Source organism: Zunongwangia sp. L-65, from assembly GCF_056859415.1.
In genome coordinates this window covers 123,764-142,314 of sequence record NZ_JBSXOK010000049.1, presented here as the reverse complement: position 1 = coordinate 142,314, position 18,551 = coordinate 123,764, and the positions used below count along the sequence as shown (strand labels likewise).

At 33.8% G+C, this 18,551-nt stretch carries 22 protein-coding genes and 1 pseudogene; 15 read left to right on the top strand and 8 right to left on the bottom strand.

Annotated features, from left to right (window positions below):
• Positions 1 to 10: 10 nt before the first annotated feature.
• Genes AC13DP_RS06905 through AC13DP_RS06895 form a run of 3 tightly spaced genes read right to left on the bottom strand, consistent with a single transcriptional unit; the run spans position 11 to position 2,274 of the window.
• Positions 11 to 283, bottom strand: coding sequence for a hypothetical protein (locus AC13DP_RS06905; RefSeq protein WP_139277095.1), 273 nt, complete (start codon positions 281 to 283; stop codon positions 11 to 13).
• On the bottom strand, positions 265 to 1,386 hold the full coding sequence (locus AC13DP_RS06900; RefSeq protein WP_072879978.1) for an MBL fold metallo-hydrolase: 1,122 nt from the start codon (positions 1,384 to 1,386) through the stop codon (positions 265 to 267). Before AC13DP_RS06900 ends, AC13DP_RS06905 begins: the two co-directional genes overlap by 19 nt.
• A gap of 36 nt (positions 1,387 to 1,422) precedes the next feature.
• Positions 1,423 to 2,274, bottom strand: a complete 852-nt coding sequence (locus AC13DP_RS06895) for an SDR family oxidoreductase (protein ID WP_072879981.1) — start codon at positions 2,272 to 2,274, stop codon at positions 1,423 to 1,425.
• A gap of 73 nt (positions 2,275 to 2,347) precedes the next feature.
• Between AC13DP_RS06895 and AC13DP_RS06890 the strand changes: the two genes are divergently transcribed.
• Positions 2,348 to 2,899 carry a TetR/AcrR family transcriptional regulator gene (locus tag AC13DP_RS06890; RefSeq protein WP_175545959.1) on the top strand — a complete coding sequence of 184 codons (552 nt, stop codon included), beginning with the start codon at positions 2,348 to 2,350 and terminating at the stop codon, positions 2,897 to 2,899.
• A gap of 434 nt (positions 2,900 to 3,333) precedes the next feature.
• Here AC13DP_RS06890 and AC13DP_RS06885 read toward each other — a convergent pair whose 3' ends face one another.
• From AC13DP_RS06885 to AC13DP_RS06875, 3 genes are all read right to left on the bottom strand, one after another.
• Positions 3,334 to 4,542 (bottom strand): site-specific integrase, encoded by a 1,209-nt coding sequence (locus AC13DP_RS06885; RefSeq protein WP_072879988.1) that lies wholly within the window; start codon positions 4,540 to 4,542, stop codon positions 3,334 to 3,336.
• Positions 4,543 to 4,896: 354 nt separating this feature from the next.
• On the bottom strand, positions 4,897 to 6,159 hold the full coding sequence (locus AC13DP_RS06880; protein ID WP_347407403.1) for a type II toxin-antitoxin system HipA family toxin: 1,263 nt from the start codon (positions 6,157 to 6,159) through the stop codon (positions 4,897 to 4,899).
• Positions 6,159 to 6,479 carry a helix-turn-helix domain-containing protein gene (locus AC13DP_RS06875; RefSeq protein ID WP_041579121.1) on the bottom strand — a complete coding sequence of 107 codons (321 nt, stop codon included), beginning with the start codon at positions 6,477 to 6,479 and terminating at the stop codon, positions 6,159 to 6,161. The genes AC13DP_RS06880 and AC13DP_RS06875 overlap by 1 nt, the downstream gene beginning before the upstream one ends.
• Positions 6,480 to 7,304: 825 nt before the next feature.
• Here AC13DP_RS06875 and AC13DP_RS06870 point away from each other — a divergent pair.
• The 4 genes and pseudogenes from AC13DP_RS06870 (at position 7,305) to AC13DP_RS06855 (ending at position 9,195) form a co-directional block, all read left to right on the top strand.
• The gene (locus AC13DP_RS06870) at positions 7,305 to 7,487 is read left to right on the top strand and encodes a winged helix-turn-helix transcriptional regulator (protein WP_347407404.1); all 183 of its coding nucleotides are present in this window, start codon (positions 7,305 to 7,307) and stop codon (positions 7,485 to 7,487) included.
• 38 nt (positions 7,488 to 7,525) lie between these two features.
• Entirely contained in the window at positions 7,526 to 8,104 is a 579-nt protein-coding gene (locus tag AC13DP_RS06865) for a Crp/Fnr family transcriptional regulator (protein ID WP_347407405.1), read from the top strand.
• 62 nt (positions 8,105 to 8,166) lie between these two features.
• Positions 8,167 to 8,532 (top strand): annotated as a pseudogene (locus AC13DP_RS06860) (DUF4260 domain-containing protein).
• Between the two features lie 186 nt (positions 8,533 to 8,718).
• The gene (locus tag AC13DP_RS06855; RefSeq protein ID WP_347407407.1) at positions 8,719 to 9,195 is read left to right on the top strand and encodes a hypothetical protein; all 477 of its coding nucleotides are present in this window, start codon (positions 8,719 to 8,721) and stop codon (positions 9,193 to 9,195) included.
• Positions 9,196 to 9,246: 51 nt separating this feature from the next.
• Here the strand turns inward: AC13DP_RS06855 and AC13DP_RS06850 are convergent, their stop codons facing one another.
• Entirely contained in the window at positions 9,247 to 9,717 is a 471-nt protein-coding gene (locus AC13DP_RS06850; RefSeq protein WP_347407408.1) for a hypothetical protein, read from the bottom strand.
• A gap of 399 nt (positions 9,718 to 10,116) precedes the next feature.
• On the opposite strand from AC13DP_RS06850, the gene AC13DP_RS06845 reads away from it, so the two are divergent.
• Entirely contained in the window at positions 10,117 to 10,467 is a 351-nt protein-coding gene (locus AC13DP_RS06845; RefSeq protein ID WP_228249492.1) for a bleomycin resistance protein, read from the top strand.
• Between the two features lie 376 nt (positions 10,468 to 10,843).
• Here AC13DP_RS06845 and AC13DP_RS06840 read toward each other — a convergent pair whose 3' ends face one another.
• Positions 10,844 to 11,734, bottom strand: coding sequence for a LysR family transcriptional regulator (locus AC13DP_RS06840; RefSeq protein WP_483067463.1), 891 nt, complete (start codon positions 11,732 to 11,734; stop codon positions 10,844 to 10,846).
• 131 nt (positions 11,735 to 11,865) lie between these two features.
• Between AC13DP_RS06840 and AC13DP_RS06835 the strand changes: the two genes are divergently transcribed.
• The 9 genes from AC13DP_RS06835 (at position 11,866) to AC13DP_RS06795 (ending at position 18,508) form a co-directional block, all read left to right on the top strand.
• Entirely contained in the window at positions 11,866 to 12,261 is a 396-nt protein-coding gene (locus tag AC13DP_RS06835) for a rhodanese-like domain-containing protein (protein WP_483067462.1), read from the top strand.
• 291 nt (positions 12,262 to 12,552) lie between these two features.
• A complete protein-coding gene (locus AC13DP_RS06830) occupies positions 12,553 to 13,350 on the top strand; it encodes a DUF3147 family protein (RefSeq protein ID WP_483067461.1) in 798 nt (265 codons plus the stop codon).
• Positions 13,351 to 13,563: 213 nt separating this feature from the next.
• Positions 13,564 to 14,259: a helix-turn-helix transcriptional regulator gene (locus AC13DP_RS06825; RefSeq protein ID WP_347407475.1), complete on the top strand. Its 696-nt coding sequence runs from the start codon at positions 13,564 to 13,566 to the stop codon at positions 14,257 to 14,259.
• 69 nt (positions 14,260 to 14,328) lie between these two features.
• A complete protein-coding gene (locus AC13DP_RS06820) occupies positions 14,329 to 14,832 on the top strand; it encodes a DinB family protein (protein ID WP_347407476.1) in 504 nt (167 codons plus the stop codon).
• Positions 14,833 to 14,889: 57 nt separating this feature from the next.
• Complete coding sequence (locus tag AC13DP_RS06815; protein ID WP_347407477.1) at positions 14,890 to 15,471, top strand: YdeI/OmpD-associated family protein; 582 nt, start codon at positions 14,890 to 14,892, stop codon at positions 15,469 to 15,471.
• Positions 15,472 to 15,860: 389 nt separating this feature from the next.
• Entirely contained in the window at positions 15,861 to 16,322 is a 462-nt protein-coding gene (locus AC13DP_RS06810; protein ID WP_347407478.1) for a hypothetical protein, read from the top strand.
• Positions 16,319 to 16,777, top strand: coding sequence for a GNAT family N-acetyltransferase (locus tag AC13DP_RS06805; RefSeq protein ID WP_347407479.1), 459 nt, complete (start codon positions 16,319 to 16,321; stop codon positions 16,775 to 16,777). Before AC13DP_RS06810 ends, AC13DP_RS06805 begins: the two co-directional genes overlap by 4 nt.
• Positions 16,778 to 17,031: 254 nt before the next feature.
• Positions 17,032 to 17,526, top strand: coding sequence for a hypothetical protein (locus AC13DP_RS06800; RefSeq protein WP_347407480.1), 495 nt, complete (start codon positions 17,032 to 17,034; stop codon positions 17,524 to 17,526).
• 4 nt (positions 17,527 to 17,530) lie between these two features.
• Positions 17,531 to 18,508, top strand: a complete 978-nt coding sequence (locus tag AC13DP_RS06795; protein WP_347407481.1) for a WD40 repeat domain-containing protein — start codon at positions 17,531 to 17,533, stop codon at positions 18,506 to 18,508.
• Positions 18,509 to 18,551 lie beyond the last annotated feature (43 nt).

Here is an 18,551-nt window from a genome sequence, read left to right as displayed (position 1 = left end):
TTTTTAAAACCTAATATAGTTCAATACATACGAAGCCATATTTTCTTAATTCATTAGCTAAAAAGTTATTTTGATGAGGTGGATAATTTACTCTCAATATGTTATCTACATCCTCTAAATCAAAATTCCAGTTTCCAGCTCCCACTAAAATGTCAAGCATTGCTCTAAGTTCATTTATATTGGTCTCAGTTGCTACTGAGGTCCTAAAAATTGATATTTCCATTTTAACCTCAACGTTTCTAACATTTTGTTTTTTAGGTACATTCATTCTATAGTTTCCCACCAATTTTCAAATTTTTGATCAATCATGTCTAGATATACCAGTTCACCGATTTTTGGAGTTATCAATGGAATATTACCCCCTTTATTTAATGCGGTAATTTCTGAAAGGGGTTCATTCCAAGGGTGTGCTGCAAGCGCAAATTTTGAAGAATGTACTGGAAATATCCGTTTCGCTTTTAAATCTACAGCCGCTTTTAATACATCTTTGGGAAGATTATGTATATATCTCCAAGCCTTATCATATTGACCGTTGTCCAATATTACTAAGTCTAAAGGACCGTGTTTTTCTCCAATTTCTTTATAATGGGTATCGTATCCGCTATCACCACCTAGATAGATTTTAAAAAGCGAGGTTTGCAGAACATATGAAGCCCATAGGGTGTTGTTTCTAGATAGCCCTCTCCCTGAAAAATGACGTGCCGGTTCTATAAAAACTATAAAATCCTTATCTAATTCGATTTTTTGATACCAGTCTTTTTCAATTATTTTTTTAGGGTCATATCCCCAATGTTCAAAATGAGAACCTACTCCAAGGCCACAAATAACTTTATTTATTTTGTCCTTTAAAGCCACCAAAGTTTTATAATCCAAGTGATCATAATGATCGTGGGAAATAAACAAGTAATCGATTTCAGGTAAATCTTTTACAGAATAAATATCCGTACCCTCAAATGATTTTATAGTATTTGGAATTGGGGAAGCACTGCCACTAAAAACAGGGTCAACTAAAATTCTCTTTTGGTTTATTTGAATAAAATAGGAGGAATGGCCAAACCAAACTAATACATTTTCATCAAGTGATAGATTTAACAAGTCTGTTTTAATTGAAGGTATTTTATCTTTAGGATAGTGATTAGGTTTATTTTTAATAAGGTTATCATACATCACCTCATAGTAATTATAACCCTTTGCCAAAACGGGAGTGTAATTTAAATTTTGGAATTTTCCATTCCGGTAATTGGGGGAACGTTTTATTTTTTCAAGTCTGGATCCAGTAGGTTTTTTGCCAAACATATCTTGTTGCATATATAAAAATGTAGATGTGATAAGCACGACCATTATTGTAATGAATATTATCATCAAATTTTTTATTATTTTTTTCACCTAAATTTTTTAAATTGTTTATAGATTCTTCGTTTCCTATTTCTTAGATAAGCTAATCACTTTATTAAATATAAAATCGACACCTTTATGAGGAAGAATAGAAGGTAAAGTCCAGTTAAAGAATCTTCCCGGGGTAAAAGTATAGCGTACTTTTGGAGAGGATGTTTCAAAAATTTTAAGGGTGAATTTGGCAATAGATGCTGAAGAGGCTGCATTTTTCTCAGCTTTTACCATCATTTTTTTGAAGCTTTTAAATGGTTGCTCATATCGACTGCCATTATATGATTTTTTATCCAGCTGATCTTTTTCCCATATTTTACTTTTAATCGCACCCGGCGCAAGAATAATTACCTTAATGCCGAATAAACTTAATTCTCGACGCAAGCTGTGTGAATAACCTTCTAATGCGTGCTTAGTCGTCGCATATGCGGAAAGAAATGGAAGGGACAATACACCACCTACTGAACTAACATTTATAATTCTGCCAGTATGCTTATTCGCTTTTGAACTAGTGCCAAGAAGTGGTAAAAGGGTTTGAGTAACGTGCATTAAACCAAAAAGATTGGTCTCGAATAAAGTTCTTGTATCTTCCAAATCCTGAAACTCGATGGGAGAAACAATTTCAATAGCTGCATTATTTATCAATCCATCAAGAAGTCCGTTCAGGGAAATCTCTTTTACATATCTCGCAAGATCGTTGACCTGTTCTGGATTCGTTACATCACATATTATAGGGTAAACATTTTCATTTAGTTCTTTTTTGAGTCTTTCGGCATCCTTGACTTTACGGATTGTAGCAATTACTTTGTAGTTAGCTTCTGAAAATTCTTTAGCAATAGAATATCCGATACCACTGCTAGTTCCCGTAATTAATATAGTTTTTTTCATTTTTTACAATTGAACAATATTTGTCAAAGGTATAATTATATATTGACAAAAAATGTATATTTGTAAAAAAAATATGACTAAGAAAGAACTAGAAGTCTTAAATGCCTCTAAAGCCATTTTTGTAAAGTATGGATATACCAAAACTACAATGAACGATATTGCTGAAGCAGTTGGAATTTCGAGACCTGGACTCTATCTTATTTACCCTAAAAAAGAAGAGATTTTCAAAGCTCTTATCCTTATGTTGTCGCAAGAACTTTCTGCGGAAGTAAAAAAAAGAAACGCTAAATTGAAAGAGCCGCTTTTAAAACTGAGAGAGGTGATGAATATTTGGGTAGTAGAAACGTACACTTGGTTAAATCAATCACCTGAAAGTGCAGAATTGTATGAAAATGAATTTTCTTTCACCAGAAATTGTATGCAAAAAAGTACAGACTTATTTATATCTGATTTAGAGGAAGTGCTAAAACTTTTTCCACATAAAAGCTTTAATAATGATATTGAACCTAGAGACGTTGCTGTTATTATCTCATCTGCGGTTATAGGTATTAAGAAACAGGTTGATGATCTGGATGACTTAAAAAGGCATATTGATTTACTTATACGAATTTGTATCAAGATTTAGATTTAATAATTTAAACTGAAATAAGTAAGTTGAATCGTATAGGTATCTTACTTACAGAAAGTATAAAATATTTATAAAACAATTTGAAATTTGATTCAGGAAATTTGGTGAATTTAATTTTTAATATCTATTAATCAGGTGCTTATTTGTTTTGTGAACTTTTGATAATAAGCAATTCAAATATATTTATCAGTATTACAGAATAATACTTGTCGTTACGAAATATATACAGCAATGTCAATCTATTAATTAAAAATGAATAATATTAATTTCGCGATTGTCAGTATTGTATTATAAAAGGTTTTGTTATCACTGAACCCTAATTAGGACTTCATTTACTAGTACTAGGCTTTCACTTCTAATTCTATATGAAATTCTTTTCAATTAGCTAATCGATTTTATAAGAACGTAAATCTTAATTTAAGTATTTGCCTTCAAAAATTAATAACACTGTCTAGCGCATCATCCGCATCTTTGTGAATAAAGTTAGCTTGATAATTTATCGTGGTGGTAACAGAAGAATGCCGATAAAGCTTCTGAAGCATCTGAATAGGAATTTTGTCACCTGAAATATTACCAAAACTATGTCTAGCAATATGCATACTCATCTTTTTGGTAATGCCTAGTTTAGAAGCAACTTTTTTTAAATGTCTATTCAGGTTTCGGGTTACAGTTTGTGTTCTTATAGAAACCTTTTGAGTGTCTTCCAAGTCCGTGACGGTTAAATAATCGAAAATTAAATCATTATTCAATTGACTGTTTTGGCGATATTTTTTGAAGATTGAAATAGCCTTATCAGGTGTTTTTAGGGTTACGAGCTTACTGTTTTTATTCATCCGGTATCTTAATCTACCATCATAAAAATCAGACCACTTTAGTTTTAAAACATCACCTACTCTTATACCAGCAAAATAGAAACTAATAAGCCATACGTCGACTGCTTTTTGCTGAGCTTCTGTCAAATCTCTGTTATTCTCTAATTTTTGAATTTCTTTTCTAGTTAGTCCAATTTTTTGTGATTCAGGAATTCGTATCTGTACTTTCCCTTTACCAAAAGGGTATCTTCCTCTATCCACTAAAGATTCAGATATCGCCAAATTATAAATAGTTCTTATTAAGATCAGATAATTCACAACTGTTCTTGGCGAGCGTTTTTTATTGTGGAGTAAATATGTTTCAAATTTCCTGAGAAGGGGAACATTAAGTTCATTAAAAGATAACTCATTTTTTCTGAGAAAACTCTTAAACTTTTTAAGGCGACCAAGTTCAGTGTCATATTGATGATATTTTTCTCTGTCCTTTAAGTTTTTAAGATGCATTTCTGCTACTACAAAAAAATCAACTTTTTTCTTCTGCCTAATATTTTTTTTAATTGTTGTTACGGTCTGGTAATCAGAATTATTTTCAGCTTCTAGGACTTTTTTATTTGTTTCGGCAACTTTAGTAAGTAAAAAGTTATTAATGAAATTAGCGTTAGGATGAGATTTTCTAACGCATCTATTTTTCTCATCCCAATATCTTTCTTCAATATATTGACCAGTTCCTAAATAAGAGCTTTTTCTATCTTTGGTAATCCTGACAGCGATTGGATATTGACCTTCAGGATTTCTTTTTTTTCGGAGTACTGCTTTAACGGTGGCCATAATAAATGTTTTAGACTATAAAGATAATAAAAACAGGTACAACATAGGTACAACATTTTGTAGATTTAATTGATGATATTTGATTTCAAATACTATTAAAATTTAATTAGAACATTGAAAGTCAGTATATTTATGTAATATTGATGTTGTGTGATAAAATACTCATAACCCGAAGGTCACTGGTTCGAGTCCAGTTCCCGCTACTAGCAATGACAAGGGTTTCAAGAGATTGAAGCCCTTTTTTTATTTCATATAGTACAGAATAAGTACAGAATCATCACATTTTCGATTTGACATTTCCCTTGATTTCAAATGGTATTATTTTGTAGCAAGAAATAGTATTGACGAACTATTTTAATATTTAAATGCATTTTTCATTAATTCCATTTCATTTCTTGGAATACCTAAATCCGTCGCTAGTTGTTCCCATTGGGCTACATTCTGTTGAATTATATTGATAATAGCATTGGTTTCTTTTTCTTTTAACCGAAAATAAGGAGCGACTTCCCTTACCAAGTCTAAATCCAAAGCATTGTCATTTTCTGAAATATTAAGTTTTAAGCCGGTGGCGTTCGGAGTTGGATTGATATCATAAGCCGGCGAAAGTCTCCAACCGGAATCCGTTAAAAGGAATCCGTGATTACGAAGGTGATCATCCGTATTCGAAATACACACATTAAACGCAATACGTCTCCATAACTTCCGGAGATCATTATCAACATTAGCCCCATTCTGCATCAAAAATTCCACAAGCTCCAAATAACTAACCCCATCTTGATAGTCCGTTCCGTCAGTATATCCTAATAAGGTCATTGCAGAGGCAAAGTGCGTTCGGGTGCCATTGTTGTTACGATCAAATCGTTGTGTTAGAAATGTATGTTGATGATGCGAAAATTTTTCTACCCTTGACGGTGCCATTTCAATACCAGATTTAATCGCAAGTCGATAGGCAAGCATTTCCCAAGCGCCCATATCCTGACGATCATTTTGACTTGGGAATTTAGCAATCCATAAACTTCCTTCGGTATCCCGAATGTTTGCCTTGGGTCTTGCACCTCCCAAAGAAGATCCTGGTGCCATTAGCATATTAAGCCATTTTAGGTATTCCGGATTTTCTGAGGCATCTTCTTTTTCTAGTTGTAAGCTGGCAAATTCAAGATCCCGAAGTGCAGCAAGAGGTGGTGCGGCCATCGCTCCATCATCATCTAAAAATGCACCATCGGACGTTGTTTTAAAACGAAGTCCTCCCATTCTGTTATTATCATAAACTCCGAGTAGGTAATCCGATTCCATTAAAGTGTTAGGCCGACGTTCTTCTTTCCTAGCTTTAGCAGCCTCTTTACGCATCATTAGAACTCGACCCCATCGATCAGGTGAGGAATCCAAGAAAATACCGAAATTGGATTTCTCATCAGTCAGGTACTGGGCTCCTTCGAATAATTGTAAATCTGGATCTATGATCTGGGCATAATCCGATTGTAACCATTCTTTAGCATATTCAAAGGAAAATATTTCTTTTCCTCTAGATGGCGTAGCATATAAACTCCCCATTAAGAATGGATCTTCAATTCCATCCCAATGCGCATATACCAATATTTCTTTTCGTTCCTTTGTCATTATTTCTTGGTGTTTTTGGGACCGCGTTCCTTTACGGTTAGATCGGCATCCTGTATTTTTCTGCCCAATATATCATCGTCAGCCAAAAGCAATATATCCTTCTCCAATCCTAATACTAATAAAACCTGGAGAATAATACCTAAAGAAATTGAAGGACTTCCTTTCTCTAGGGAAGAAAGTGTAGGTCGGGAAATCCCTGCCCGCTCTGAAACCTGATCCATTGTTAGTTTCCTGCGTAAGCGCGCTAACTTAATATTTTCTCCTACAGCTTGTAAAAGCTTCTTATTCTTAGGTAATAATATAATACTGCTTCTGGGCATAACGTTAAATATATTTTACAAATATACATATAAAAGTAAATAGTATTTTACGTTATTTAAAAATGATTTAAAGGGTAGTTGAAAGATTATCCTATTTGGCACAATGGTAAAGGGATTTCATTGAATATAGTATAGCTAAATCTTTGTATAAAATGTATCTCACCACATTACCGCTCTATTCCATGAACAGCTACATTTTGGCGTTACTAAACTATAGCATTGGTTTTTAGATCATTTAGTGATTTTTTAAGTAGATTCAATTCAGCGGTGTTTGGCTAAGGAAAATTTTATTAAATTTTTTGCCCATCGTTCATTGGACACTTTCACGACTTCTTTAGATAATTGATAAACAGATTGCTAAAATTTCTTAGGTTTTGAGAAAAAATTCTAATACAGTAAACGGATGCTCTGGGCTACTCTCAAAACCGAATAATAAGGCAAGTCAACTCAATGGCAAATCTAACTACAATATGTACCAATTAAACTACTTTTTATAGTTTTTATGCCTATAAATTTGTGATTGTATATACTTGAAATTCTGATGGATATGATAAAAGGAAAAGTATTGAAAAAGCTAAAGAACTATTAATTACGTCTTCCCTTTTTATAGCTTAAGTGTAGTATAAACTAGGTTTTGGACATCCACAATCCTTTAGCAAATTGTTTAAATTAAAAACCAATTATTCCCCTTTTAGCAGCAGATTTTTCTACTCAAACTAAGGATCGAAAGGGAATGACGAAAATACCCGCTATAATAAATTACGATAAACAATAAATAATTTTAAGCCTGGAGAACAAGAATAACATTCAAAAAACTAAAAAGCATTGAGAAAGAACAGAAAGAATGCTTACGTTAGAACTAAAAAATTAGAGGAAAATAGAGTTTTAACCCGTAAAATTTATGCTGAAGTTCCGCCCCGTGTTGAATATGAATTAACACGCATTGGTTATCAGTTGAAACCAGTAATTAGTGAACTTGAGACTGGGCTAAAAAACATAAAGAAATAACATAAACCTCACCTTGCGTAGCATACAAAAAATAGATTGTGAAAAACTTCGAAACCTTAATAAAAGAACATTTTGGGCAATTATCAAACCAGGAAGTAGCCTTTATCCGTCCCTATTTTCAGGAAGAAAAACTTCAGAAAAATGAATTTTTTACCCAGACCGATAAAACTTGCGACAAATTGAGTTTTGTAAAATCTGGCATTCTCAGAATTTATACTTTATCTGACGGCAAAGAAATCACCCAATGGATTTCTACCCAAAACTTTTTACTCACAGAAGTAATGGGGTTCTTTTTTAATCAGCCCAATCGGTGGGCCATACAGGCCCTTACAGAAACCGAATTACTAAGCATTACCAAGACCAATTACCTTAAACTTTGCCAGAAATTTCCTAAATGGAATGAGATTGAAAAACAATTGATAATGAAGTGCTTTATGATGATGGAAGACCGGATTTTTTCTCATTTATCAATGACCGCAGAAGAAAGATATGAGTTGTATTTTCAGCAAAATAAAAAATTATTTAATCAAGTGCCGTTGCAATACATTGCTTCCGTACTTGGTATGACCGCTGAAACACTCAGTAGAATACGAAAACGCCAAAATGAAAATTCTTGATTTTTATCAAGAGCTGCTGAATTTAAGTTGAAGACCTTTGATCTCAACAACTAAATGTAGCAATGATGATAAAAATGAGCAATCTTATAAAGCTTGAAGAAGTAGGGCAGTTTTTACTTTCCCTTCTCTTGTTTAATCAACTGGATTATGCCTGGTGGGTGTTCCCTGCCTGTTTACTCTTACCTGATTTGTCGATGTTGGGCTACCTGATAAATCCCTAAATAGGCGCTTGGATTTATAACCTGTTTCATCATAAATTTTTAGGAATTAGCCTTCTGTTATTGGGGTTTTTATGGAATCAACCACCGCTAGGCCTGGCCGGTGTTATCTTATTCGGTCATTCTGCAATGGATCGGATTTTTGGTTATGGACTAAAATATGAAGTCAATTTTAAAAACACTCATTTGGGATGGTTTGGAAAAGATTAAAAAATTTGGCAATCAATTGTTGCCACTTGTTTCTATACATGAACCTGCTTTTCTATTTAGAAAACAATAACAATTGTGGTGATCTACAGGAGTTTTATTTGACTATTTTTATTGGAACATTTCACGTGGAGTGAAGTCGAATGGTTTCGTTGGATCTATTATTTAAAACAACTTATAAGCCAAGCTATGAATAAAAAACAGTTTCTTTTAGGATTACTCTTAGTATGTGTTTTCGCTTGTAAAGATGCAACTAAAAAGTCTGATGAGCATCAATCCCCTAAAAATGAGTCAGCAATCGAACAAACAGGTGACGAAGCAAATTTCTCTTCACCACTCAATAAAGATGAGGTGGTTAAAAATATTCAGGGGAAATGGAAAGAATCGGAATATCCTTACCGAATGCTGGAAATTAGCGGACAAGAAGTTAAATTCACAGAAGAAGGAGTAGTGGAGCCACCAACATTCAAAGCATTCGAAATTTCAAATAAATGCCCTTTCCAGGTGAATAATATAAAAGAGGTTGATAAGAACACGATCATCCTTAGTTTAACCGAAGAGCAACGCTGTGAAAAATTGAAAATTGAAAATGAGACCTTGATTTTAAGTGGTTACAGCACCAATACAGAAGCCGATTATAAAATAGTCTATAAAAAGATGGAATAAGTCGTGATCCATTAAAGAATACACTTATAATTCGTGATTTTTTATAACTAATTACGGATGTAGATTTTTCCTATTCTTCCACCAAAACCAAGAAGCGATTACCCCCAGAATAATCGGTAAAGGCAAAAATACAATTCGCATAAAATCACTAAGTGCATTAGCAGTTTTATAAATGTAGGGGACCCATCTATATTCGTGAGTTGTATAAATGTACAAGTAATACACAATTATAATTCGGAACACCAAAACTAACAGTCCACCATATAAGATTTTTCTATACGACTTCGAAAATGTGGGTAAAGGCAATACGGTATAATAAAAAGTTATTACCAAACAGATAATCATTTCTATAATAACATACACTACGTTTATAAGTGTATAAGTAGGTGTTTGATTTGGATTTTTCGTATGAAGTAGCGATAGAAAATCCAGCACTTCGATAAGCAAGAAAAACGAATAAACCCCATAAAGTATAGCGCACCATCGTACCAGTGTTTTCCATTTGATGAAACTATTTCCCATTACTATTTAATTATATCAATTTAAGTATAGGTACACCAAGCTTAGCACGTTTTAATTATTAGATTAATTGGTACTAATTTACACTAGTATAGAAAATAATACTAACTTTTATTGGATTTATAGGAAACGATATAAGCTAGCTATTCCATCGACAAGCAGTAATTAATTTGTAGAGGCTTGCCGAAATAATTTTTTGAAGTTGTGAAAATCGAATATTAATAAATGCCGGTGAGCTTATCCCACGAGATTTAATTTCTAGCCGGTCATCCTATGTTTAGGATATGTAGGTTGTATTTTATCGTAGTCTAAAAGTTGAAATAAATTATATGAAAATCCTGTTTTAAACAGTTAAATTTATGAACATATTTTTTCATTAAACACTTAATAATAATTGTAAATATGCTAGTAGATATTATTCCCAAATTGCCAATGCGCAATAAAAATGTAACTGTAGATTATTACATGCATAATTTAGGTTTTAAGGAAATAGGTAACTATGAAGGATATTTAATGCTTCGAAAAGAGAATATAGAAATTCATTTTTTTGAATTTAAAGATCTTCGTCCAAAAGAAAATTATGGACAGGTATATATAAGAACCAATGATATTGAAAATTTATATAAATTTTTGCTCGCCAATAAAACAGAAATTCATCCAAACGGAACATTAAGTACCAAACCTTGGGGACAAAAAGAATTTTCAATACTTGACCCTGATACTAATTTGCTAACTTTTGGACAAAGTATTTGAAAATTGAACTTTCGGAAGCAAAAGCCACTAAAAACTAAATATTCCTGTAGACTAACCAATTCCCAATAAACCAAGTCTTAACTAATTCCATCCCGATAATGGTCGGTATTGGCGGTTATCGGCTATATATTGATAAATCTAGTTTTGGCTTAAATTATAAGGGTATAACGTTAGGCTTGGGTGGAGTGGAGAGCAATAAAGGTAGAGGTTTTATCGGCAAACCAATCTAAGGTACTACTGAAATTTATATGCATTTAGGCGTACTTCGCAAAAAATACTTTTAGAAGAGGATATCAAAAATCTTTTTAATTTTACGCTGATTAAAAAGATATAATACAACTTGTAATAGGATGCTAGCTGAAAGCTGAAAAGCCACTTAAACCTTTGAAAAATCATCTTTGAAATTTGAAATAAAATCGTTAATGTATTTCTTTGATCTATCGGATTTTCGAACTACTAAATGATGTGTCCTTTTTAATCCATTTTTTCCAATTCGCTTAAAGATCAAATCTTCAGACAATTTAAACGATTTTAAAGCCCATTTCGGCATACACATTATGCCCATATTGGCTTCGACCATTTCTAAAGCCACCTCGGTAATTGGAATAGCTGAAATTTTGTAGGGTGTAATTTTATTAGGTTTTAAAAACTTGTTATAAAACGAAACCGTTTCCAAAGGAAAAGAGTGGATGATTAAATGCACATCATAAAAATCATTGACCTCTAAAAATTCATCTTTGTTCAACGTATTTTCTTTATGTATAATGGCAAAAACCTCATCTTCATAAATTTCAATACTTGATAAATTTTCATTTTCAGGTTTGGAGGTAACTATAGCAATATCAATTTCGTTTGATAAAATTTTTGGTATGGGGTGGTGGGTTGCTTCAAGAATTAGATCAACATTAATGTCAGGATATAAAAGTGCCATTTTTTGTATAAAAGCAAAGAGGCCTTGATAAAAACTATAACATTCTGTACTTAATTTGATTGTACCAAAAGAGCCCATTCGCAATTGTTCAATATTTTGAAAACCTTTTTCAATACTTTCAAGAATGTTATTTCCTAGTTTATATAGTTCAATACCTTCCTCTGTCAGTTCCCATTTATTTCTTGTTCTAAGAAAAACTTTAAACCCTAATCTTTCTTCCAGTTCCCTTAATTGGTGACTCAAAGCAGATTGAGTTAAAAATAATTTTTCGACAGAATTGGCAATACTACCTTCTTCTGCAATGGTCTTGATTAGCCTAAAATATTTGATTTCCATAGAGCATAAAGTTAATCATTTAGAGCTATAAGGTAGATGAGGAAATTTCAGTTAGCATTTAAAAAAGCTCAATTTCCAAATTTAAATCGGGGAGTTGTTCAGGTTAATTTTGGCAAAAATCAACTTTAGAAATGATGCCAAAACAAATTGAATTTTACAAAAACAAACTCACCTACGAAATGGATCCTTCAGATTTATGGGACGCAATGGAAGATGGCGAGAATATTATAGCTCTGGATGCTCGAAAATCCTTTGGTTTTGATAAAGAACATATTCCAAATGCAATAAATTTTCCTCACAGAGACATGAATGAGGAAAGTACCAAACATTTGGATAAGGCAAAAATCTATGTTTGTTACTGTGACGGGATTGGTTGTAATGCTTCTACAAAAGCTGCTTTAAAAATGACTAAACTAGGATTTAAAGTAAAAGAACTTATTGGAGGAATCGAGTGGTGGAAATTTGATGGATATGCGACAACTGGTACACAGCCATCAAAAGGAGCTCAAATTGAATGTGCTTGTTGAAAGTTAAAAAGCTAATAAAGACATGCTCCAAAAATAATTGCCACAAACTATGGCTTTGTGCAGAGAACACGCTAATGTTTGGAAGAAAATAAGAGAGTAATAAGAATTAATTTATAGCAGCAAGGGCAATTGTTTTGCGATCTCTTAGAGTTGTGTGCAAGCAATAAGGTAACAGTGTCCACCTTAACTTTTAGCTATCTTTATCCCTAACCCACTAAACATATAAAACCTATTACAGCGCGTCTATTTGCCCTATTTGCCGATTTGGAATAAAAATCTCAATTAAAATCTATGGAACAAGATTTTATAATCAAGGTAGTATTAAGCCTTATCGTTGGGGGCATTTGGGTGGCTTCAAGCACCGTCGTTGTTGATAAATTCGGAACCAAAGTCGGCGGATTAATTGCCGGTCTTCCAAGTACCGTAGTGATTGCGTTATTTTTTATAGGCTTAAGTCAGGGAGTGGAAAGTGTCGTAGCATCCACATCTGTTGTTCCCTTAGCCTTCGCTGCAAACGGCCCTTTTATGTTGGTCTATGCAGCGCTATCCAAAAAGGGCTTGTGGTTATCAATGGGAGCAGCATTATTAGTATGGTTTGGCATCTCTTATCTTATCATCCTCTTAGACTTTAATAACTTTATTTGGGGGCTGGGTATTTGTATAGTAGTCCTTATAGTAAGTACTATTCTCTTTGAGAAAACATTCAGTGCATTGTCGATGGTAGGACAAAAAACCGAATATAAGGGTTTAAATCTTTTAGCAAGAGCCCTTTTTGCAGGGATAATTATTGGTGCAGCCGTTCTGGCTTCCAAATTTTTAAGTCCGTTATTTGGAGGGATTTTGGCCTCTTTTCCAGCAGTTTTTGTTTCCACTCTCATTATTTTACATAAGAGTCGTGGTGCAAAGATAGCTATAGGATTAGCAAAAGCATTATTAATAAGTGGATTTATAAACGTAATGTCTTATATAATCGCCATAAGATTGTTGTACACTTCGGTTGGGATATATTGGGGAACATTGATAGGGCTTTTAATTTCATTAGCTACAGCCTATGTAACACACCAGTTTATTCTAAAGAAACTAAAATAAATGAAACATATATTCTTCAAAAATCACCAAATACCGCAACTGTATAACCTGAGCAAAAGCAAATAAACTCAAAAAACAATAATAGTTTTCTATAAGTATTTTAATACCAATCAGAATTGGGAACGAGGATTTTTAGTTAGTTTTATAAGAAAATAATCCCAATACTTTTAGCAACTTATAGTACGCTCTTAAAAAAGCACTACGAACTATCGAATGAACTTGAACGACACCACAAGACTTTCACGGCTTACAGCCATACTTACCCTGTTGCAAACAAAACGCTTAGTCACAGCCACAGCCTTAGCGAGCAAATTTTCGGTAAGCGTTAGAACTATCTATCGTGACATTCGGGCCTTAGAACAGGCAGGCGTACCCATCATCACAGAAGAGGGTAAAGGCTATCTACTAATGGAAGGTTATACCATTCCGCCATTGATGTTTACTGAAGCCCAGGCCAATGCGTTGATCATTGCAGAGCAACTGGTCCTTAAAAATAAAGACACCTCTTTTATAAGAGATTATTCAGCGGCCATTGAAAAAATAAAAGCCGTGTTGCGTTATAGCCAAAAAGACAAAGCCAACCTACTTTCTGAAAGAACACAGTTTGAGCAAATTAAAAGCCTGGAAAGAAACAGCAGCAATTTATCTGACCTGCAATTTGCACTGACCAATTTTTTGCAAACCAAAATCGATTACATCAATGCGGAAGGAAAAACAACAACACGCATTATTGAACCATTTGCATTGTTGAGTACAGAAAACTGGTTGTTATTGGCTAAATGTCGATTGCGAAAAGAATTTAGGTATTTCCGTTTAGACCGAATTAAAAAATTACAGCTCTTAACGGAGAAATTTGAACCCCATCAAATGACTCTACAAGATTTTTTTGATAAAAATCACGATCAATAACACCCCTGACATACCCTTGTCATTCACTCATTTTAGCTTTGAACCAGTATTAATTTAAAAAAGCATAAAATGAACCTTAAAAAAATGATCACAGATTATTCCGCTTACAATTTAAGTGCTAACCGGCAATTGGTAAACTGGTTAAGCAATCAACCCGAAGAAAAACTCCAAAAAGAAGTGCCCTCAAGTTTTAAAGGAGTGCTCCCCACTTTAAATCATATTTGGGCGATTGAGGAAATGTGGTGCGCTCATCTTTTTAAAAATCAGGATGCCGTTAACCGTTATGGGATGCGAGACCTGAATTCTCAGGAAGTATTTGAGGGGGTACTTCACCGTTCAGCGGTCATTGCTGAAAAAGTAAATCAGTTATCAGATGAAGCACTAATCCAAAATAGCTATATCAAAACACCTTGGTTTGAAACCAATATTTCAATTGCCGAATATCTCCAACATTTGTTTAATCACGGTACCTATCACCGCGGACAAATTATTAGCATGGCCCACCAATTGGGTTTTACAGAAATCCCTTCAACCGATTTTTTATTCTTTAGCTTAACAATAGCCAACCAGTAAATAGGACAGCGGTCATAGTGTTCTCACACATAATGACTGCAATGAAAAATAAGAAAAGTGAACAAACAAGAATTCGAATTATTTTATCCAAAGAATAAACAGCATTGGCGTGAATGGCTATTTAACAACCATCACCGTAAAGATGCTGTTTGGTTGGTTTTTTATAAAAAACAATCGGACAGAAAAACCATTTCCTGGAGTGATGCCGTAGACGAAGCCCTATGTTTTGGCTGGATAGATAGCAAAGTCGAAAGCATAGACAAAGAAAGCTATAAGCAATACTTTTGCCAACGAAAACCCAATAGCACCTGGAGTAAAATCAATAAAGAGAAAATTGAAAAATTAACCTCAACTAACCAAATGACCAAGGCAGGTTTTAAAGCAGTAGAAAGAGCAAAACAAAACGGTTCCTGGACTATTTTAGATCAGGTAGAAGCACTTATCCTCCCGGAGGATTTAAAACAAGCCCTGGCCGGTTATAAAAACGCTTTAGAATATTTTGATGGGCTTAGCAAGTCCAATAAAAAAATGCTACTGTATTGGATCATTTCCGCCAAAAAGCAAGAAACAAGACAAAAACGAATCAACGAGCTGGCAGAACTTGCCGGTAAAGGCCAAAAACCCAAACAATTTAGATAGGATAAAAACACTTAAAAGAACGGTAGTATTTACACGAGCTACTCATCTAAAAAAATGGAAACTTAGTTGCGTTAAACCTGTAGATAGTATTCAGAAAAGTAAAAGAGATCAACCTTAATGCATTTTATTATGGTAGCTTAAAGTCTGCCACTTCGCGTAAAAATTGGTTATTATTTTAATATCGATAATAATATGACTTGAAGCTAAAATTAAGTTCTCGATATAATTTTGCTTTGTTCTACTTCACAAAATCATTCAACCGGGCCGATTTTAATTTCTTAATGCCATATGGGGTATAAAAAATGAAATGTATTTTATAGATTCATAGTTAGCGCCACACTAAATGGCGATAATTAGAAATCGGACTTTCTGTAAAACTGAACATTGAAATGGAAAATTATAAAACAAGAAAAATTAAATTTAAAGAAATAGTAGAAATAGGTACTTGGCAAGTAAAAGTATATACCATTTCCAAGAGTGGAGCATTTGACCATCCGCTTTTCTATAAAAGTGTTATTAGTCAACTTCCCAGCTGGTTTCAACAAGAAAACAGTTTCGATGATACGAACGATAAGATGGCATTTTTGATTTTACACGCCGGGACAGAAGGCATATTTTCATTGATTAATTGGTGGGTCGGGAAAAATATGCTGAATACTCATATATTTATGACGAATCCCGAAAAACCCAATGAATTTGAAAAAATATCGGGTGACGGACTCGCTCCCTGTATTTGGGAATTAGAAATAATTAATCACGAAAGGATCTCATGGATCAAGAATGTGCTAAAACAAATACCCAACCCCCATTTTAAAGAATATTTAAACGATACGATTAGTATAGAGCTATGATGAATGAACCAAAAATACGTTTTGTACAAAAAAAGGATTTATTGCAATTAGTGAATTTATGCAAGCTTCACGCAGATTATGAAAAGGCCGACTATGATGTTCAACAAAAAGAAGAATTATTGAATAAACATCTGTTCTCAGATCATCCAAGTCTATACTGCCTGGTGGTAGAGAAAGAACGTCGCCTTATAGGTTATACTGCCTATATGAAGCAATTTTCAACCTGGGATGCTACGAATTATATCTATATGGATTGCCTGTTTATGACAGAAGAATCAAGAGGCTTTGGTATTGGGGGAAAAATAATGGATAAGATTAAAGAAGAAGCCCAAAAACTAGGTTGCGCAATGATCCAATGGCAAACACCAGAATTCAATAAAAGAGCTATAAAATTTTATAAAAGAATCGGGGCCGTCGGAAAATCAAAAGAACGATTCTTTCTTAACGTAGAATAAAACCTATATAACCCTTTTCAAATCCAGTCACTTAATTTCAGCATAAAAACCGCTTTCATAATCATCAGGAGAAGCGGTTTTCTTATTAAGCTTAGCTAAGCTTCAAAAATCAGAAAAATTAACAAAAATCGTAAATAGGGATAACTTTATTCCTTATGGAGTAGCACTAGCAATAACCTTTGTAATCCCTTTGTTTACTTCAGTAGTACTTTTTATTTTAGCATTTCAGATTTTTAAGATTGAAAACTCAACCAATGAAAAATACCGTATTAAAATATCTATTAGTGCTAAACCTATTTGTTACAGCCGGTCTTGTGGTCTATATTGTAAAAAACAATAATGTAGAAATAGACCTCTCCAACGAAGTTTTAAAAGTGAGAGGGCTTGTAGTAGCCGATTCAATAGGCGTGGAGCGCGTGATTATAGGTACACACCTACCACCGCCACAATCCTTTGGGTATCGGTTTTATAGAGGAGACAATTCCGGTGTTTCCGGTGTGATGCTTTACGATCACGAAGGTCAGGAACGTGGAGGTTATGTCACCGACGATTCTTATGGAAATATATTTTTAACCCTGGATTCCAAAATTTCCCAACGTGTTTTATTTATGGCCGAGCCTCAAGGAGCATCCACGCTAAAAATGTGGGGTAAAAATGGAAACCAGATTAATCTTGGCGCTTCTGATGACGGAACCTGGTTGGATGTTTCAGACAACGGAAAAAAACGAAGTCTAATAGAAAGCAATTAATGCAATGAAATTTTATAAAATTACCGTACTCATTCTTACAGTTCTATTTTTCACTAACTGTGAACAAAAAATCACCATAAAGAAAAATAAATTCACTAGTATCAATCCGGTTACCTATACCGATGTCCTTTACAAATCAAACCGTGATACTGTTTTTGTTTCCACCTATAGCGGAAAAATATATGAGCTCATCAATAATAAAGAAAACAGAAAACAAATCGCAAGTATTGATGATGAAATATACAGTCTGGTTTATAATGCCCAAAGTGATGAACTCTATGCTGCAACTTTAAATTCTGGAGTGGTCATCATCAATGCATCAACCGGTGCAGTCACGGGAACCTTACCTATTCAACAGACCTGGGCATCTCAACTTTGCTATAATGAGCAAAGCGGACTCCTGGGAACATTCGACTATAAAGGAAATCATTATATATGGGATCTTAAAAATGATTATAAACTCTTGGAGACCCCAACAGAATTACAACAAATGCGTCCAAAATACATAGCCGATAACGGGGATATTTATTTTGACGGAAAGAGTAAAATCATTCGCTGGAATTATAAAACAAATGACATAGCTTCTTTGAACAGTAGTGGCCATATAGCCGATGTAGATGCTGAGAAAAATGTAGTACTGATAGGCGGTAAGGAGTTTGCTTTTTACAATGCTGAAGTAGATAGCGTCCTTTACAAGGAAAAACATCCAGACTGGCCCATCCATATTTCCGGAAAAGATCGAAAAGACAGCATCGTCAACGTTCCCTTAAGTTTAGAAGTACTGTCAGGCTTGGCAAGCCCTAAATTTATCTATACGTATGGATTAGATAAATCTATACGTAAATGGAATAAGTCATCAGGAAGTTTAGCCGCAACCTATACCAAACACAAAGGCAGTATAAGCGGAATGACAATGAATATCGATCAAAACCAATTGGTCACTATAGATCTTTTAGGGAACATTCAATTCTGGGATTTATAAAACTAATTTTAAGTAAGGGCGTTGAACCACGAGAGGAACTTTC

Excerpts from the sequence above, each read along its gene's own strand:
- AC13DP_RS06830 (WP_483067461.1), top strand. The coding sequence starts at position 12,553 with ATGGAACAAGATTTTATAATCAAGGTAGTATTAAGCCTTATCGTTGGG.
- AC13DP_RS06885 (WP_072879988.1), bottom strand. The coding sequence starts at position 4,542 with ATGGCCACCGTTAAAGCAGTACTCCGAAAAAAAAGAAATCCTGAAGGT.
- AC13DP_RS06835 (WP_483067462.1), top strand. The coding sequence starts at position 11,866 with ATGATGCCAAAACAAATTGAATTTTACAAAAACAAACTCACCTACGAA.
- AC13DP_RS06850 (WP_347407408.1), bottom strand. The coding sequence starts at position 9,717 with ATGGGAAATAGTTTCATCAAATGGAAAACACTGGTACGATGGTGCGCT.
- AC13DP_RS06855 (WP_347407407.1), top strand. The coding sequence starts at position 8,719 with ATGAATAAAAAACAGTTTCTTTTAGGATTACTCTTAGTATGTGTTTTC.
- AC13DP_RS06810 (WP_347407478.1), top strand. The coding sequence starts at position 15,861 with ATGGAAAATTATAAAACAAGAAAAATTAAATTTAAAGAAATAGTAGAA.
- AC13DP_RS06875 (WP_041579121.1), bottom strand. The coding sequence starts at position 6,479 with ATGCCCAGAAGCAGTATTATATTATTACCTAAGAATAAGAAGCTTTTA.
- AC13DP_RS06890 (WP_175545959.1), top strand. The coding sequence starts at position 2,348 with ATGACTAAGAAAGAACTAGAAGTCTTAAATGCCTCTAAAGCCATTTTT.
- AC13DP_RS06880 (WP_347407403.1), bottom strand. The coding sequence starts at position 6,159 with ATGACAAAGGAACGAAAAGAAATATTGGTATATGCGCATTGGGATGGA.
- AC13DP_RS06800 (WP_347407480.1), top strand. The coding sequence starts at position 17,032 with ATGAAAAATACCGTATTAAAATATCTATTAGTGCTAAACCTATTTGTT.
- AC13DP_RS06845 (WP_228249492.1), top strand. The coding sequence starts at position 10,117 with ATGCTAGTAGATATTATTCCCAAATTGCCAATGCGCAATAAAAATGTA.
- AC13DP_RS06795 (WP_347407481.1), top strand. The coding sequence starts at position 17,531 with ATGAAATTTTATAAAATTACCGTACTCATTCTTACAGTTCTATTTTTC.
- AC13DP_RS06895 (WP_072879981.1), bottom strand. The coding sequence starts at position 2,274 with ATGAAAAAAACTATATTAATTACGGGAACTAGCAGTGGTATCGGATAT.
- AC13DP_RS06840 (WP_483067463.1), bottom strand. The coding sequence starts at position 11,734 with ATGGAAATCAAATATTTTAGGCTAATCAAGACCATTGCAGAAGAAGGT.
- AC13DP_RS06825 (WP_347407475.1), top strand. The coding sequence starts at position 13,564 with ATGAACTTGAACGACACCACAAGACTTTCACGGCTTACAGCCATACTT.
- AC13DP_RS06805 (WP_347407479.1), top strand. The coding sequence starts at position 16,319 with ATGATGAATGAACCAAAAATACGTTTTGTACAAAAAAAGGATTTATTG.
- AC13DP_RS06820 (WP_347407476.1), top strand. The coding sequence starts at position 14,329 with ATGAACCTTAAAAAAATGATCACAGATTATTCCGCTTACAATTTAAGT.